Origin of the sequence: Pseudomonas sp. M1 (assembly GCF_022760135.1) — a bacterium.
GTDB classification, from domain to species: domain Bacteria; phylum Pseudomonadota; class Gammaproteobacteria; order Pseudomonadales; family Pseudomonadaceae; genus Pseudomonas; species Pseudomonas citronellolis.
Genome location: NZ_CP094343.1, coordinates 6512651 through 6527802, shown reverse-complemented (window position 1 = coordinate 6527802; position 15152 = coordinate 6512651). Strand labels below are relative to the sequence as shown.

Sequence of the window (15152 nt, the reverse complement as noted above, 5' to 3'; positions counted from 1 at the left end):
GGGAAGGATTCAGAACATGAGCAAGAAAATTTCCGTTACCGATACCATCCTGCGCGACGCGCACCAGTCGCTGCTGGCCACCCGCATGCGCACCGAGGACATGCTGCCGATCTGCGACAAGCTCGACAAGGTCGGCTACTGGTCGCTGGAAGTCTGGGGCGGCGCCACCTTCGACGCCTGCGTGCGCTTCCTCAAGGAAGACCCGTGGGAGCGCCTGCGCAAGCTCAAGGCCGCGCTGCCCAACACCCGCCTGCAGATGCTCCTGCGCGGGCAGAACCTGCTGGGCTACCGCCACTACAGCGACGACGTGGTGCGCGCCTTCGTGGCCAAGGCCGCGGTCAACGGCATCGACGTGTTCCGCATCTTCGACGCGATGAACGACGTGCGTAACCTGCGCGTCTCCATCGAGGCGGTGAAGGCCGCCGGCAAGCACGCCCAGGGCACCATCTGCTACACCACCAGCCCGGTGCACACCATCGACGCCTTCGTCGCCCAGGCCAAGGCCATGGCGGCCATGGGCGTGGACTCCATCGCCATCAAGGACATGGCCGGCCTGCTGACCCCCTACGCCACCGGCGACCTGGTCAAGGCTCTGAAGGACGCCCTGCCCCTGGAAGTGGTGGTGCACTCCCACGACACCGCCGGCGTGGCCAGCATGTGCCAGCTCAAGGCCGTGGAGAACGGCGCCGACCGCATCGACACCGCCATCTCCAGCATGGCCTGGGGCACCAGCCACCCGGGCACCGAGTCGATGGTCGCGGCGCTGCGCAACACCCCCTACGACACCGGCCTGGACCTGGAGCTGATCCAGGAAGTCGGCATGTACTTCCACGCCGTGCGCAAGAAGTACCACCAGTTCGAAAGCGAATTCACCGGCGTGGACACCCGCGTGCAGGTCAACCAGGTGCCCGGCGGCATGATCTCCAACCTGGCCAACCAGCTGAAGGAGCAGGGCGCCCTCAACCGCATGGCCGAAGTGCTCGAAGAGATCCCGCGGGTGCGCGAGGATCTGGGCTTCCCGCCCCTGGTCACCCCGACCTCGCAGATCGTCGGCACCCAGGCGTTCTTCAACGTGCTGGCCGGCGAGCGCTACAAGACCATCACCAACGAGGTGAAGCTGTACCTGCAGGGCCGCTACGGCAAGGCCCCGGGGCAGATCAACGAGCAACTACGGCGCCAGGCCATCGGCAACGAGGAAGTCATCGACGTGCGCCCGGCCGACCTGATCAAGCCCGAGCTGGACAAGCTGCGCGGCGAGATCGGCGCGCTGGCCAAGTCCGAAGAGGACGTGCTGACCTACGCCATGTTCCCGGACATCGGCCGCAAGTTCCTCGAGGAACGCGAGGCCGGCGCGCTGAAGCCCGAGGAACTGCTGCCGATCCCCACCGGCAACGGCGTGGCCGCGGCCGGCGGCGAAGGCGTGCCGACCGAGTTCGTGGTCGACGTGCACGGCGAGAGCTACCGCGTGGACATCACCGGCGTTGGCGTTAAGACCGACGGCAAGCGCCACTTCTACCTGTCCATCGACGGCATGCCCGAGGAAGTGGTGTTCGAGCCGCTCAACGAGTTCATCGGCGGCGGCGGCAACAAGCGCAAGCACGCCAGCGCGCCGGGCGACGTCAGCACCACCATGCCGGGCAACATCGTCGACGTGCTGGTGAAGGAAGGCGACAGCGTGAAGGCCGGCCAGGCCGTGCTGATCACCGAAGCCATGAAGATGGAAACCGAGGTGCAGGCGCCCATCGCCGGCACCGTCAAGGCGATCCACGTAGCCAAGGGTGACCGCGTCAACCCGGGCGAGGTGCTGATCGAGATTGAAGGCTGACCGACGGACAGACGGGTCTCAAGGTTCAGTCCCCGGGGGAGCACGATGCTCCCCCTTTTTTTGCCTTTGCGAAAGCCATCACCTTCCGGCGCGGCCGGCTCGCCGCTTCATTGACCTGCATCCAGGCCCTTCGCCGCGCGCACGCCTATAAACGGCAGGCCGCAGGCCGAGTTCCGGGGAGGAGGCGATGCGTTTCGCGATTGCTCTGCTGTTGACCGTCAGTTGTACCGCCCTGGGCGACGAGGCCGCCCAGGCGCGCTTCGACGCCATCATGGCCGACCCCGCCAAGCGCGAGCAGGCCTATGCCGCCGGCCACGAGCGCATCGTGCTGTGCCGCAACTGCCACGGCGACGACGGCAACAGCCGGCGCGACTACATCCCGAACCTGGCCGCGCAGGCCCCGGGCTACCTGTTCACTGCCTTCGAGCGCTACGCCAGCGGGCAGCGCAGCGACTTCGTGATGAACCAGGCGGCCCGGATGCTGAGCCTCGACGAGCGGGTGAACATCGCCGTGTACTACAGCCAGCAGCAGGTGCTGCCGCGCCAGGGCGCGGTGGACGATGCGCTGCGCGCCAGGGGCGAGGCGCTGTTCGGGCAGGTCTGCGTGGCCTGCCATGGCCCGCAGGGGCTCGGCCAGCAGGGCGTGCCGCGTATCGCCGGGCAGCCGGCGACCTACCTGCAGCGGACGCTGGAGGCCTACCGCGACAAGGATCCGCGCCGCGCCGGCTCGACCATGCTGGCGGTGGCGTCGCAGCTGCAGGCCGGGGATATCGAGGCGCTGGCGGCCTACCTGCAGCAATTGCACCCCTGAGGCGGGCAAATCCTTATATAATGCACGGTCTTTTCCCACCGTCAGTGATAGAGACCATGAGCCTGCCACCCTGCCCCAAATGCAATTCCGAATACACCTACGAGGACGGCGCGCTGCTGGTCTGCCCGGAATGCGCCCATGAATGGTCGGCCGATGCCGCCGTCGAAGGCGAGGGCGATGCCAAGGTGATCAAGGACGCCGTCGGCAACGTGCTGCAGGACGGCGACACCGTCAGCGTGATCAAGGACCTGAAGGTCAAGGGCTCGTCCCTGGTGGTCAAGGTCGGCACCAAGGTGAAGAACATCCGCCTGGTGGACGGCGACCACGACATCGACTGCAAGATCGACGGCATCGGCGCCATGAAGCTGAAGTCGGAGTTCGTGAAGAAGGTCTGAGCCACCTCGGCTTTTGTAGGCGCGGATTCATCCGCGATCGCCGCGCACGGGCCCGGCCGATCGCGGACGGAGTCCGCTCCTACGGTTCCAGGATGCACGGCTTTTCGTAGGATGGGTTGAGCTTGCGAAACCCATGCGGTCACGGTGATGGGTATCGCTTCGCTCAACGCCATCCTACGAAAAAGCGCCTCGGCGCAGTCGCGTAGGAGCGGGCCCTGCCCGCGAATCGCGCGCAGCGCGCGCTATTCCGCCGGCTGCAGGTCCTGGCGCAGCAGCTCCAGGGCTTCGCGCGGGCCGCCGGAGACGATCTGGGTGGGCACCGCCAGCATCAGGTTCAGCGGCAGGCCGAAGGCTTCCAGGACGTTGCCGTCGCGGTCGCGGCCGGGCTGCTGGCCGAGCCATTCCGGGTACTTGCGGCGCATGCGCTCGGCGTAGCTGCCGGCGTCCGGCAGGTAGCCGTACAGCGGCTTGCCCAGGGCCGCGGCGTAGCCGACCTCGAAGCAGGTGCCGCTGTCCGGCTCGCTGCCGCGGAACGACGCCAGGTTGGCCAGCACGCAGTCGGCCTCGGCGATCAGGCGCAGGTTGGCGCGGTAGATCCAGATCGCCTGCTGGTGCGGCTCGGTGATTGCCGCCGGCACCTGGACGTCCAGCGGGAACAGCCCCTCGAACCCGTATTCCGCGCACAGCGCCTTGAGCTGCGCGCCGTGCCCGGCGGCGTCGGGGCGGAACACATCGGGGCCGGCGAGGTAGATCTTCAGCATGGTCACAATCCCATGAACGACAGCATCAGGAAGGTGGCGAAGAGCACGAAGTGAGTCATGCCCTCGATGGCGTTGGTCTTGCCGTCGTGCAGGTTGAAGCCCGCCACTATCAGGGTGATGAACATCATGCCGGTCTGCAGCGGCGTCATCGCCATCTGGATCGGCTGGCCCTTGAACAGCGCCAGGGCCTCGATCACCGGCACGGTGAGGATCACCGTGGACAGCGAGGCGCCCAGGGCGATATTGACCACCGGCTGCATGCGGTTGGCCAGCGCGGCGCGCAGCGCGGTGAGGATTTCCGGACTGGCGGAGATGGCCGCCACCAGCAGCGCCGGGACGATCGGCGGCACGCCGCTGCCTTCCAGGCTGACGTCCAGGGCCTTGGACATGACCTCGGCCAGCGCGCCGATGAGCACCACCCCGGCCACCAGCAGGGCCATGGACTGGCGCGTGCTGCCGTGGGCCTCGTGGCCGTGCTGCTGCTCGCCGTGCACCGCGTAGTTGTAGGCGAAGAAGTAGCTGTGCTGGCCGGTCTGCATGCGCAGGAACAGGCCGTAGAGCATGACCATGCAGCCGATGGTGAACAGCGAGTAGAGCTTCCACTGCGCCGCCGGGATCAGCTCCGGGACCACCATGGAGATGCCCACCGCGGTGAGGATCATGGTCACGTAGGTCTTGCCCGAGTCGTCGTTGTACGACTGCTCGCCGTGCTTCAGGCCGCCGAGCAGCGCGGCCAGGCCGAGGATGCCGTTCATGTCCAGCATCACCGCGGCGTAGATGGTGTCGCGGGCCAGGGTGGGGGAGTGGTTGTGGCCCATCATGATGGCCAGGATGACCACCTCCACCAGCACCGCGGCGAGGGTCAGGATCATGGTGCCGTAGGGCTCGCCGACCTTCTCCGCAAGAATCTCGGCATGGTGCGCCACGCGCAGCGAGACGCTGATGATCGAGGCCAGCAGGACAGTGGCGGCCACCCCGGCCAGGGCCTTGCCGCCTTCGAGCAGGCTGTGTTCCAGGGGGTAGACCAGCACCGCCAGGAGCAGGGCGAGGAGGAGGAATTTCTCGTCTTTGAGCAGGCGCAGCATCGTCGGGGGACATCCATTCCATGGGATAGAGGCGCCCATCTTAGGCCTTGCCCGGGGCCTTGCCCACCGTCGCCGGGGCGCAGACACCTATGAGGTTATCCGCCGTTTGGCGCGCGCTTCGGGGTCGGCCGAAACGCCCGGCCGACCTGCCGCGTTACCTCAGGCCGGCTCGACCAACAGCACCGCGCCATCCTGCCCGGTGACCTTCACCTGGGCGCCGGCCGGCAGGTCGGGGCCGCTGACCAGCCACAGGCTGTCGCCGACGCGGATCTTGCCGCGGCCGCCGATGATGGCGTCGTGCAGGGCGAACTGCCGTCCGACCAGCTCGCTGCCGCGGCGGTTCAGGCCGCTGGCGGCTTCGCCGGCGCCCGCGCGGTGCTGGTAGCGCCACCAGAACACCACGGTGAGCAGCGCCAGGATGCCGAAGGCGAGGAACTGCCAGGTCCAGGCCAGGGCCGGGGCGAAGAAGGCGAGCACGCCGGTGGCCGCGGCGGCGATGCCGATCCACAGCAGGTAGCCGCCGGCGCCGAACACCTCGAGGATCAGCAGCAGGGTGCCGAAGGCCAGCCAGTCCCAGAAGCTCAGGTGTTGCAGATAGCCCCACATGGCTCAGCCCCGGCCCTTGGCGCCCGGGGCGCCATCGCCGAAGGTGGCCTTGACGATCTCGCCGATGCCGCCCACCGCGCCTATCACCTGGCTGGCCTCCAGCGGCATCAGCACTATCTTGCTGTTGTTCGAGGCGGCCAGCTGGCCGAGGGCGTCGACGTATTTCTGCGCGACGAAGTAGTTCACCGCCTGCACGTTGCCGCTGGCGATGGCCTCGGAGACCACCTGGGTCGCCCGCGCCTCGGCTTCGGCCTGGCGCTCGCGGGCCTCGGCTTCGAGGAAGGCGGCCTGGCGCTGGCCCTCGGCCTTGAGGATCTGCGCCTGCTTCTCGCCCTCGGCGGTGAGGATTTCCGCGGCGCGCTTGCCCTCGGCATCGAGGATCTGCGCGCGCTTGAGGCGCTCGGCCTTCATCTGGCTGGCCATGGCTTCCACCAGGTCGGCCGGCGGGCTGATGTCCTTGATCTCGATGCGGGTGACCTTCAGGCCCCAGGGCGCGGTGGCCTCGTCGACGGTGCGCAGCAGGCGCTCGTTGATGGCGTCGCGCTGGCTGAGCATGTGGTCCAGCTCCATGGAGCCGAGCACGGTGCGGATGTTGGTCATCACCAGGTTGCGGATGGCGTTCTCCAGGCCGCTGACCTCGTAGGCCGCGCGCGCCGCGTCGACCACCTGGTAGAAGCACACCGCGTCGATCTGCACGATGGCGTTGTCGGCGCTGATGGCCTCCTGCGGGGGGATGTCCAGCACCCGCTCCATCATGTTGATCTTCTGCCCGATGCGGTCCATCACCGGGACGATGATGTTCAGCCCCGGCTTGAGGGTGCCGGTGTAGCGGCCGAAGCGTTCCACCGTCCACTCGTTGCCCTGGGGCACCACCTTGAAGCCCATGAACACGATCGCCACCGCGAGGATGACGAAGAGGATCAGGACACTGCCGGTTTCCATTTGCTGCACTCCTTGGTCGATTGGGACTTCCGTGGCGCCCGGCTCCCAAAGGAGCGGGGCGGCGGGAAAAGCTAACCCTTTCCCGTGTCATCCCGCGAGCCCTGTCGGGCTCGGAGATTTCCTATTTCTGCTCGCTCTGCGGCGTCACCCGCAGCACTTCCTCGATGGTGGTCAGGCCCGCGGCGACCTTCTGCGCGCCGGACAGGCGCAGGCTGCGCATGCCTTCCTTGAAGGCCTGGCGGCGCAGCGGGATGAGGTCGGTGTCGGCGGTGATCTGTTCCTTCAGGCTGTCGGTCAGCAGCATGATCTCGTACACCCCGGCGCGGCCGCGGTAGCCGGTGTCGCGGCATTCCAGGCAGCCCACCGCCTGCTGCGCGCCGGTGGGCAGCGGGGCGTTCCAGGGGCGCGTCAGCTCCTGCCAGTCGCTCTCCTCCAGCTCCAGCGGCGCCTTGCAGTGCGGGCACAGGGTGCGCACCAGGCGTTGGGCCATGACGCCGAGCACGGTGGCGCGGATCAGGTAGTAGGGCACGCCCAGTTCCAGCAGGCGGGTGATGGCCGTGGGCGAGTCGTTGGTGTGCAGGGTGGAGAGCACCAGGTGGCCGGTCAGCGCCGCCTGGATGGCCATCTCGGCGGTCTCCAGGTCGCGGATCTCGCCGACCATGATGATGTCCGGGTCCTGCCGCAGCAGGGCGCGCACGCCGCTGGCGAAGGTCAGGTCGATGTTGTGCTGCACCTGCATCTGGTTGAACGAGGGCTCGATCATCTCGATCGGGTCCTCGATGGTGCAGACGTTCACCTCGTCCGTGGCCAGTTGCTTGAGCGTGGTGTACAGGGTGGTGGTCTTGCCCGAGCCGGTGGGCCCGGTGACCAGGATGATGCCGTTGGGCTGGTTGGTCATGCTCTGCCAGCGGCGCAGGTCCTCGGGGGAGAAGCCCAGCTGGTCGAAGCTCTTGAGCAGCACCTCGGGGTCGAAGATCCGCATCACCATCTTCTCGCCGAAGGCGGTGGGCAGGGTCGACAGGCGCAGTTCCACCTCGGCGCCGTCCGGGGTCTTGGTCTTCACCCGGCCGTCCTGGGGCTTGCGCTTCTCGGCGACGTTCATGCGGCCGAGGGACTTCAGGCGGCTGACCACCGCCATGGTGACCTGCGGCGGGAACTGGTAGACGTTGTGCAGCACGCCGTCGATGCGGAAGCGCACCGTGCCCTGCTCGCGCCGCGGCTCGATGTGGATGTCGCTGGCGCGCTGCTGGAAGGCGTACTGGAACAGCCAGTCGACGATGGTGACGATGTGCGCGTCGTTGGCGTCCGGCTCCTGGTCGCTGGCGCCCAGGTTGAGCAGTTGCTCGAAGTTGCCCACGCCGCTGGTCTTCATGTCCTGGGCGGAGGCGCCGCTGACCGACTTGGCCAGGCGGTAGAACTCGGTGGTGAAGCGCTGGATGTCCTGCGGGTTGCACACCACGCGCTTGATCGGGCGCTTGAGCACGTGGGTCAGGTTGCCTTCCCAGCTGTGCACGAAGGGCTGGGCGCTGGCGATGGTGACGCTGTCCGGCGCCACGGCCACGGCGAGGATCTTGTGGCGCTGGGCGAAGGCGTAGGACATCAGCGGGGTGACCGCGGCGACGTCGATCTTCAGCGGGTCGATGCGCAGGTAGGGCTGGCCGGAATACTCGGCCAGCCAGTGCACCAGGGCGTCGAGGTCCAGGTGGCGGCCGGGGCGGTGCTGGTCCGGCACCTGCTGGGCGGCGAGGAATTCCAGGGGGTGCTGCTGGTTCTTCACCGCGCTGCGGCGGATCGCCAGGCACTGTTCGGCGTCGTTCTGCGCGACGCGGCCCTGGGCGACCAGCTCGTGGAGGATATCGGCCAGGTCAAGCCAGCGATCCTGGGCGGGCGAAGCGAAGACGGACATTCGGACTCCCTGCGTTCGTGTGTGCCGCGGACGGCTGCGGGTGGAGCTGGTCTGAGTCCGGCCCGCGCCGTCGGGTTCCCCAGCTTATTTCAAAAGCGCCTTCCAAGGCTTGAGGGTCAGCACAGTATGGGCCTGGGCGGCAAGGGCATCCAGGTCCGCGCTGTCGCGCCGGTGCAGGGCCTGTTCCAGCTTGGCCAGCTCGCCGTACAGGCGGTCGGCCTCGGGCAGGTCGAGCACGCCGCGGGCCAGACGCAGCCACACCAGCAGGCGTTGCAGGCGCGGCAGTTGTTCGGCGAGCAGTTCCGGCTGCTGCTGGGCGCGGGCCAGGGGCAGGCCCTCGGCCTCCTCGGCGAGCAGGCGCGGCAGCCACTTGCCCAGGGCCGCGGCGCCCTGGCGGTTGCCGCGCTCGTTGCGGCCTTCCTGCCAGGCGCGGGCCAGCAGCCAGCGCGAGGCCTGCAGCGAGAACAGGCCCCAGCGCGTCTGGCCGAGTTCGGCGCGGAAGGCTTCCGGCGCCTGCTGGCGCGCGGCTTCGTCAGCTTCGCCCTGTTCGATGCGCGGGCGCCAATCGCCGATCAGCGCGTCCAGCGCGGTGCGCAACTCGCGGCTGCTGGCGCGCGGCGCGGCCTGGCCGAGGCTGCCGAGCAGGGCGCGCAGGTCCACCAACTGCTGCAGCCACTCCTGCAGCAGGCGCCAGTGGCCGTTGAAGCGGTACTGCTCGGCCAGGCGCTGGCTGCTGCCCAGCAGCGACCAGGCGATGGCGGCGAAGGCGCCGTCCAGCGGGGTTTCCGCCAGCAGCTTCTGGGTGTCCGGGTGCACCGTGTAGCTGGCCGGGTCGAACAGCCGGTAGCCGCGCTCGGCCTTGCTGATGTCGCAGGGCATCAGCGGCAGGTCGGCGGCCAGCTCGGCGGCCAGTTCCAGCAGCGCGGCGGGTTCGCCCTGGCGCAGTTCCAGCTCCAGCTCGCAGATTTCCTCTTCCTGCTGGTCGGCGACGACCTTGCCCAGGTCGAGGGCGGCTTCGATCGCCACCTTGGTCTTGCCGCGGCCCCAGGCGATCTCGGCGCGCTGGCGAGTGAAGTCGGTGCTGAAGATCGGCTGCAGCTGCTGCTTGTCGAGGTCGGCCAGGGCCGCCGGCCAGCAGGAGTCGTCGAGCTTGCCCAGGTCCAGCTCGGGCTTGTCCAGGTACCAGTCCCACTCGTTGCGCTCGGACAGCCCGGCGACGCTGTGGCCGCGGCTCTTCAGCGTCTGGATGTACTGCTCGCCGTCGCGGCGCAGGCGCAGCGCCACCTTGGCCCGGGCCAGGTCGCGGCCGGGGGTGTCGTAGTACTGGTTGTACAGCTCGCTCTGCTGCCAGCCGGACTTGTTGCGCTTCTTCAGCAGCGGGTGGTCGCGCAGCGCCTCGAGGGTCTGGCGGCTGGCGCGCAGCTTGATTTCGGTTTCTTTCTGCATGGCGGAGTCCGGGAAGGAAAAGGGTAGACGGGCCCGCAGGGCTTGGCGCGGGAGCGTTCGTCGAAGCCCGCTAGTGTACAGGACCGCGTCGCCGCGCCGCTGTTCCACGCGACAGCGGCGGTTCAATTGCACGCCATCCTGGGCCATGATGGGTACAACGCTTCCGGAGACGCCCATGCCCCTGCCGAGCCTGAAAGACCGTTTCGCCCAGTTGCTCGCCCTGCCGTCGGTGAGCTGTACCCAGCCCGCCCTGGACCAGTCCAACCGCCCGGTGGTGGAGCTGCTGGCCACCTGGCTGGGCGACCTGGGCTTCGCCTGCGAATTGCAGGAGATCGCCCCGGGCAAGTTCAACCTGCTGGCGAGCCTGGGCAGCGGCCCCGGCGGCCTGGTGCTGGCCGGGCACACCGACACCGTGCCCTACGACGAGTCGTTGTGGAAAAGCGACCCGCTGCGCCTGGACGAGCGCGACGGGCGCTGGTACGGCCTGGGCAGCTGCGACATGAAGGGCTTCTTCGCCATCGCCATCGAGGCGCTGCTGCCGCTGCTGGACAAGCCCCTGCGCCAGCCATTGCTGATCCTCGCCACCTGCGACGAGGAAAGCTCCATGGCCGGCGCCCGCGCCCTGGCCGAGGCTGGCCGGCCGCTGGGGCGCGCCGCGGTGATCGGCGAGCCCACCGGGTTGCGGCCGATCCGCCTGCACAAGGGGGTGATGATGGAGCGCATCGACATCCTCGGGCAGAGCGGCCATTCCTCCGACCCGAGCCTCGGCCACAGCGCCCTGGAGGCCATGCACGCGGCCATCGGCGAGCTGCTGGCGCTGCGCGCGCAGTGGCAGAAGGAATTCAACAACCCGCAGTTCGGCGTGCCGCAGCCGACGTTGAACCTGGGCTGCATCCACGGCGGCGACAACCCCAACCGCATCTGCGGCCAGTGCGCCCTGGAGTTCGACCTGCGGCCGCTGCCGGGGATGGATCCGCAGGCCCTGCGCCGGGCCATCAATGAGCGCCTGGCGCCCCTGGCCGAGCGCTTCGCGGTGCGCCTGGACTACCAGCCGCTGTTCCCCGCCGTGCCGCCCTTCGAGCAGGCCGCGGACAGCGAGCTGGTGCGCCTGGCCGAGCGCCTCAGCGGGCATTCGGCGGAAGCGGTAGCCTTTGGCACCGAAGCACCGTATCTTCAGCAGCTTGGTTGCCAGACCCTGGTCCTGGGCCCCGGCGACATCGCCTGCGCCCACCAGCCGGACGAACATCTGGAACTCGCGCGCATCCCGCCGACCGTGGAACTGCTGCGCGGCTTGATCCAGCATTACTGCCTGTAACCGCCCTGAAGAGGAGAAACCCGTCGATGTGCATGCGACGACGATAACCGCCGCTCCCGCCGCCCCTGCGGCCCTTCGCACTCGACGACCCTTCATCGCCCGCTCACAGGCCACCTGGACAATGCAAGACTACGTCACCTGGTTACGTCACGCTTCTCCCTACATCAACGCCCACCGGGACTGCACCTTCGTGGTCATGCTGCCCGGCGAGGGTGTGGAAGACCCGAACTTCGGCAACATCGTCCACGACCTGGTGCTGCTGCACAGCCTGGGCGTGCGCCTGGTGCTGGTCCACGGCTCGCGCCCGCAGATCGAGGCGCGCCTGGCCCAGCGCGGCCTGGCGCCGCGCTTCCACCGCGACCTGCGGGTGACCGACGCGCCCACCCTGGAATGTGTGATCGACGCCGTGGGCAGCCTGCGCATCGCCATCGAGGCGCGGCTGTCCATGGACATGGCCGCCTCGCCCATGCAGGGCGCGCGCCTGCGCGTGGCCGCGGGCAACCTGGTCACGGCGCGGCCGATCGGCGTGGTCGAGGGCATCGACTACCACCACACCGGCGAGGTGCGGCGCATCGACCGCAAGGGCATCGGTCGCCTGCTCGACGAGCGCTCCATCGTGCTGCTCTCGCCGCTGGGCTACTCGCCCACCGGGGAAATCTTCAACCTCGCCTGCGAGGACGTGGCCATGCGCGCGGCCATCGAGCTGGACGCCGACAAGCTGATCCTGTTCGGCGGCGAGCGCGGCCTGCTCGACGAGGACGGCAAGCTGGTCCGCGAACTGCGCCCGCAACAGGTGCCGGCGCACCTGCAGCGCCTGGGCAACAGCTACCAGGCCGAGCTGCTCGACGCCGCCGCCCAGGCCTGCCGCGCCGGGGTGCGGCGCAGCCACATCGTCAGCTACACCGAGGACGGCGCGCTGCTCAGCGAGCTGTTCACCCGCACCGGCAACGGCACCCTGGTGGCCCAGGAGCAGTTCGAGCAACTGCGCGAGGCAGGCATCGAGGACGTCGGCGGCCTGCTGGAGCTGATCCGCCCGCTGGAAGAGCAGGGCATCCTGGTGCGCCGCTCGCGCGAGGTGCTGGAGCGCGAGATCGAGCAGTTCAGCATCGTCGAGCGCGAGGGCCTGATCATCGCCTGCGCGGCGCTGTACCCGATCGCCGATTCCGACGCCGCCGAGCTGGCCTGCCTGGCGGTCAACCCGGAATACCGCCACGGCGGGCGCGGCGACCAGTTGCTGGAGCGCATCGAGAAGCGCGCCCGGGCCCTGGGCGTGAAGACCCTCTACGTGCTCACCACCCGCACCGCCCACTGGTTCCGCGAGCGCGGCTTCCAGCCCAGCAGCGTCGAACGCCTGCCGGCGGCGCGGGCGTCGCTGTACAACTACCAGCGCAATTCGCAGGTGTTCGAGAAGAGCCTGTAGTTCAGCGCCCTCTGCCTTTCGTAGGAGCGGATCTTATCCGCGAATCGCGCCGGTGGTTCCGGCTATCGCGGACAAGGTCCGCTCCTACGGGGGAGGAATACCGTGCTTCCCGGCACAACCTGTAGGAGCGGGCCCTGCCCGCGATTTCGCGCGCAGGGCGCGCTCCTACAGGGGAATGGTGTGGGCGGGGCGGCGTAGGAGATCTTATCCGCGAATCGCGCCGGGGCGTCCGGCTATCGCGGACAAGGTCCGCTACGGGGGAGGAATATCGCAACCTGTAGGAGCGGGCCCTGCCCGCGAATCGCGCGCAGGGCGCGCTCCTACAGGGGAATGGTGCGGGTGGGGCGGCGTAGGAGCGGATCTTATCCGCGAATCGCGCCGGGATGTCCGGCTATCGCGGACAAGGTCCGATCCTACGGGGGAGGAATATCGTGCCTCCCGGTACAACCTGTAGGAGCGGGCCCTGCCCGCGATTTCGCGCGCAGGGCGCGCTCCTACAGGGGAATGGTGTGGGTGGGGCGGCGTAGGAGCGGATCCCATCCGCGAATCGCGCCGGGACGTCCGGCGATCGCGGACAAGGTCCGCTACGGGGGAGGAATACCGTGCTTCCCGGCACAACCTGTAGGCGCGGGCCCTGCCCGCGAATCGCGCGCAGGGCGCGCTCCTACAGGGAATGGTGCGGGTGGGGCGGCGTAGCGGATCTTATCCGCGAATCGCGCCGATACGTCCGGCTATCGCGGACAAGGTCCGCTCCTACGGGGGAGGAATACCGTGCTTCCCGGCACAACCTGTAGGCGCGGGCCCTGCCCGCGATTTCGCGCGCAGGGCGCGCTCCTACAGGGGAATGGTATGGGTGGGGCGGCGTAGGAGCGGATCTTATCCGCGAATCGCGCCGGGGCGTCCGGCTATCGCGGACAAGGTCCGCTCCTGCGGGGGCTTAAACGCCGATCACCCCGAGGATGCTCGCCTGGTAGGCCGCCACGAAGGTGTCGAAATCCCCTTCCGGCTGGCGTTCCAGTTCCTCTTGTTCGGCCAGGGAGATCTTCGCCATGGCCTCGAAGGCTTCCTGCTCGATGGCCGGCAGCGGTCGGGCGAGGGTTTCCGCGTGTTCGCGGCTCTTGCGCAGGGCGAAGGCGGTGAAGCTTTCGCCGCGCTCGCGCATTTCCGCCAGGACCTGCGCGGACGGCGTGCGCTCCGGATCGGCCACCTTCTCGCGCTGCTGCGCCAGGCTCTGCGCGTGGGAGTCGCCGCCGGTGGCGCGGTCGAGCAGTTCGGCGATGGGCGCGATGCGTTCCAGCAGTTCGCTGGCCCAGACCTGCAACGGCACGGTCTGCCCGCCGCGCTGCAGGTGCAGCCCCGGGCGGCGGCCTTCCTTGACCACCTTGAGGAAGTTGCTGGTGGCCGCGCCGCATTCGCCGTCGGCCAGCAGCGGGCTGTCCTGCAACGCGCAGTAGAGCAGGAAGGCGTCGAGGAAGCGGCCCTCGGCGGCGTCGATGCCCAGCGGCAGGAAGGGGTTGATGTCCAGGCAGCGCGCCTCGACGTACTGCACGCCGCGCGACTCCAGGGCCTGGATCGGCCGCTCGCCGCTGTAGGTCACGCGCTTCGGGCGGATGCTGGAGTAGTACTCGTTCTCGATCTGCAGCACGTTGGTGTTCAGCTGCACCCACTCGCCGTCCTGCTTGGTGCCGATCTTCTGGTAGGGCGGGTAGGGCGTGCCCACCGCGCTGCGCAGGCTCTCGACGTAGCTTTCGAGGTCGTTGTAGCAGGGCGTCAGGCCGGCCTGGGCGTTGTTCTGGTAGCCCAGGTCGCTCATGCGCAGGCTGGTGGCCCAGGGCAGGTACAGGGTGTGCTCGTCGAACTGCTGCAACTGGTGCGGGCGGCCGCGCAGGAAACCGGCGTCCAGCGCCGGCGAGGCGCCGAACAGGTACATCAGCAGCCAGCTGTAGCGGCGGAAGTTGCGGATCAGGGCGATGTAGTGCGCCGACTGGAAGTCGCGCAGCGCCATGCCGCCGTCCTCGTGGCGCTGCAGCAACTGCCACAACCCCTCGGGCAGGGAGAAGTTGTAGTGGATGCCGGCGATGCACTGCATGGTCTTGCCGTAGCGCAGCGCCAGGCCCTTGCGGTAGACGTACTTGAGGCGGCCGATGTTGGAGCTGCCGTAGCGCGCGATCGGGATGCTCTCTTCGTCGGGCAGCTCGCAGGGCATCGATGGGCTCCACAGCAGCTCGCCGTCCAGGCGCTGGCTGGCGAAACGGTGGATGCTCTCCAGGGACGCCAGGGTCTGCTCGACGCCGGTGCTGGTGGGGGTGATGAACTCCAGCAGCGCCTCGGAATAGTCGGTGGTGATCTGCGGGTTGGTCAGGGCCGAGCCCAGGGCCTTGGGGTGCGGGCTCAGGGCCAGGCGGCCATTGCCGTCGACGCGCAGGCACTCGCGCTCGATGCCGTGCAGACACTGGCTGAGCAGGGGCAGGTTGGCAGCGTCGCCGAGCAGCGCCAGGCGGCGGGAGAGTAGGTCGCTCAATTTGATGTCCTTCACGCGGCAGTCGCCCCACTATGGGGGTGGACCGGGCGGTCTACAAGGGGGTGGGCGGCCGGCGTTGTCGCCTGGCGGGCTGCGACTCACCGGAGCCCGCGTGGCGC

General features: G+C 68.7%; 12 protein-coding genes. 5 read left to right on the top strand and 7 right to left on the bottom strand.

The annotated features are described in order from the left end of the window. Positions 1 to 16: 16 nt before the first annotated feature. The 3 genes from oadA (at position 17) to PM1_RS29040 (ending at position 3031) form a co-directional block, all read left to right on the top strand. Positions 17 to 1825, top strand: coding sequence for a sodium-extruding oxaloacetate decarboxylase subunit alpha (gene oadA / locus PM1_RS29050; RefSeq protein WP_009614930.1), 1809 nt, complete (start codon positions 17 to 19; stop codon positions 1823 to 1825). A gap of 187 nt (positions 1826 to 2012) precedes the next feature. Next, entirely contained in the window at positions 2013 to 2636 is a 624-nt protein-coding gene (locus PM1_RS29045) for a c-type cytochrome (protein WP_009614932.1), read from the top strand. Positions 2637 to 2692: 56 nt separating this feature from the next. Next, positions 2693 to 3031, top strand: coding sequence for a zinc ribbon domain-containing protein YjdM (locus PM1_RS29040; protein WP_009614934.1), 339 nt, complete (start codon positions 2693 to 2695; stop codon positions 3029 to 3031). 242 nt (positions 3032 to 3273) lie between these two features. Here PM1_RS29040 and PM1_RS29035 read toward each other — a convergent pair whose 3' ends face one another. The 6 genes from PM1_RS29035 to PM1_RS29010 all read right to left on the bottom strand — a co-directional run bounded on the left by PM1_RS29035 (position 3274) and on the right by PM1_RS29010 (position 9777). Next, positions 3274 to 3792: a nucleoside 2-deoxyribosyltransferase gene (locus PM1_RS29035; protein WP_009614936.1), complete on the bottom strand. Its 519-nt coding sequence runs from the start codon at positions 3790 to 3792 to the stop codon at positions 3274 to 3276. 2 nt (positions 3793 to 3794) lie between these two features. Beyond that, complete coding sequence (locus tag PM1_RS29030; protein WP_009614938.1) at positions 3795 to 4877, bottom strand: calcium:proton antiporter; 1083 nt, start codon at positions 4875 to 4877, stop codon at positions 3795 to 3797. 159 nt (positions 4878 to 5036) lie between these two features. Further along, positions 5037 to 5483: an NfeD family protein gene (locus PM1_RS29025; RefSeq protein ID WP_009614940.1), complete on the bottom strand. Its 447-nt coding sequence runs from the start codon at positions 5481 to 5483 to the stop codon at positions 5037 to 5039. Positions 5484 to 5486: 3 nt separating this feature from the next. Next, on the bottom strand, positions 5487 to 6425 hold the full coding sequence (locus PM1_RS29020) for an SPFH domain-containing protein (RefSeq protein ID WP_009614942.1): 939 nt from the start codon (positions 6423 to 6425) through the stop codon (positions 5487 to 5489). A gap of 121 nt (positions 6426 to 6546) precedes the next feature. Continuing rightward, positions 6547 to 8331 (bottom strand): GspE/PulE family protein, encoded by a 1785-nt coding sequence (locus PM1_RS29015; protein ID WP_009614944.1) that lies wholly within the window; start codon positions 8329 to 8331, stop codon positions 6547 to 6549. An 84-nt stretch (positions 8332 to 8415) separates the two neighbouring features. Continuing rightward, a complete protein-coding gene (locus tag PM1_RS29010) occupies positions 8416 to 9777 on the bottom strand; it encodes a CYTH domain-containing protein (RefSeq protein WP_009614946.1) in 1362 nt (453 codons plus the stop codon). A 175-nt stretch (positions 9778 to 9952) separates the two neighbouring features. On the opposite strand from PM1_RS29010, the gene argE reads away from it, so the two are divergent. Next, positions 9953 to 11092: an acetylornithine deacetylase gene (argE, locus tag PM1_RS29005; protein WP_009614948.1), complete on the top strand. Its 1140-nt coding sequence runs from the start codon at positions 9953 to 9955 to the stop codon at positions 11090 to 11092. Positions 11093 to 11213: 121 nt separating this feature from the next. Further along, on the top strand, positions 11214 to 12512 hold the full coding sequence (gene argA / locus PM1_RS29000) for an amino-acid N-acetyltransferase (protein WP_009614950.1): 1299 nt from the start codon (positions 11214 to 11216) through the stop codon (positions 12510 to 12512). Positions 12513 to 13449: 937 nt separating this feature from the next. On the opposite strand, the gene gshA is transcribed toward argA, so the two are convergent. After that, a complete protein-coding gene (gene gshA / locus PM1_RS28995; RefSeq protein WP_009614952.1) occupies positions 13450 to 15033 on the bottom strand; it encodes a glutamate--cysteine ligase in 1584 nt (527 codons plus the stop codon). Positions 15034 to 15152: the final 119 nt, after the last annotated feature.

Excerpts from the sequence above, each read along its gene's own strand:
- oadA (WP_009614930.1), top strand. The coding sequence starts at position 17 with ATGAGCAAGAAAATTTCCGTTACCGATACCATCCTGCGCGACGCGCAC.
- PM1_RS29045 (WP_009614932.1), top strand. The coding sequence starts at position 2,013 with ATGCGTTTCGCGATTGCTCTGCTGTTGACCGTCAGTTGTACCGCCCTG.
- PM1_RS29040 (WP_009614934.1), top strand. The coding sequence starts at position 2,693 with ATGAGCCTGCCACCCTGCCCCAAATGCAATTCCGAATACACCTACGAG.
- PM1_RS29035 (WP_009614936.1), bottom strand. The coding sequence starts at position 3,792 with ATGCTGAAGATCTACCTCGCCGGCCCCGATGTGTTCCGCCCCGACGCC.
- PM1_RS29030 (WP_009614938.1), bottom strand. The coding sequence starts at position 4,877 with ATGCTGCGCCTGCTCAAAGACGAGAAATTCCTCCTCCTCGCCCTGCTC.
- PM1_RS29025 (WP_009614940.1), bottom strand. The coding sequence starts at position 5,483 with ATGTGGGGCTATCTGCAACACCTGAGCTTCTGGGACTGGCTGGCCTTC.
- PM1_RS29020 (WP_009614942.1), bottom strand. The coding sequence starts at position 6,425 with ATGGAAACCGGCAGTGTCCTGATCCTCTTCGTCATCCTCGCGGTGGCG.
- PM1_RS29015 (WP_009614944.1), bottom strand. The coding sequence starts at position 8,331 with ATGTCCGTCTTCGCTTCGCCCGCCCAGGATCGCTGGCTTGACCTGGCC.
- PM1_RS29010 (WP_009614946.1), bottom strand. The coding sequence starts at position 9,777 with ATGCAGAAAGAAACCGAAATCAAGCTGCGCGCCAGCCGCCAGACCCTC.
- argE (WP_009614948.1), top strand. The coding sequence starts at position 9,953 with ATGCCCCTGCCGAGCCTGAAAGACCGTTTCGCCCAGTTGCTCGCCCTG.
- argA (WP_009614950.1), top strand. The coding sequence starts at position 11,214 with ATGCAAGACTACGTCACCTGGTTACGTCACGCTTCTCCCTACATCAAC.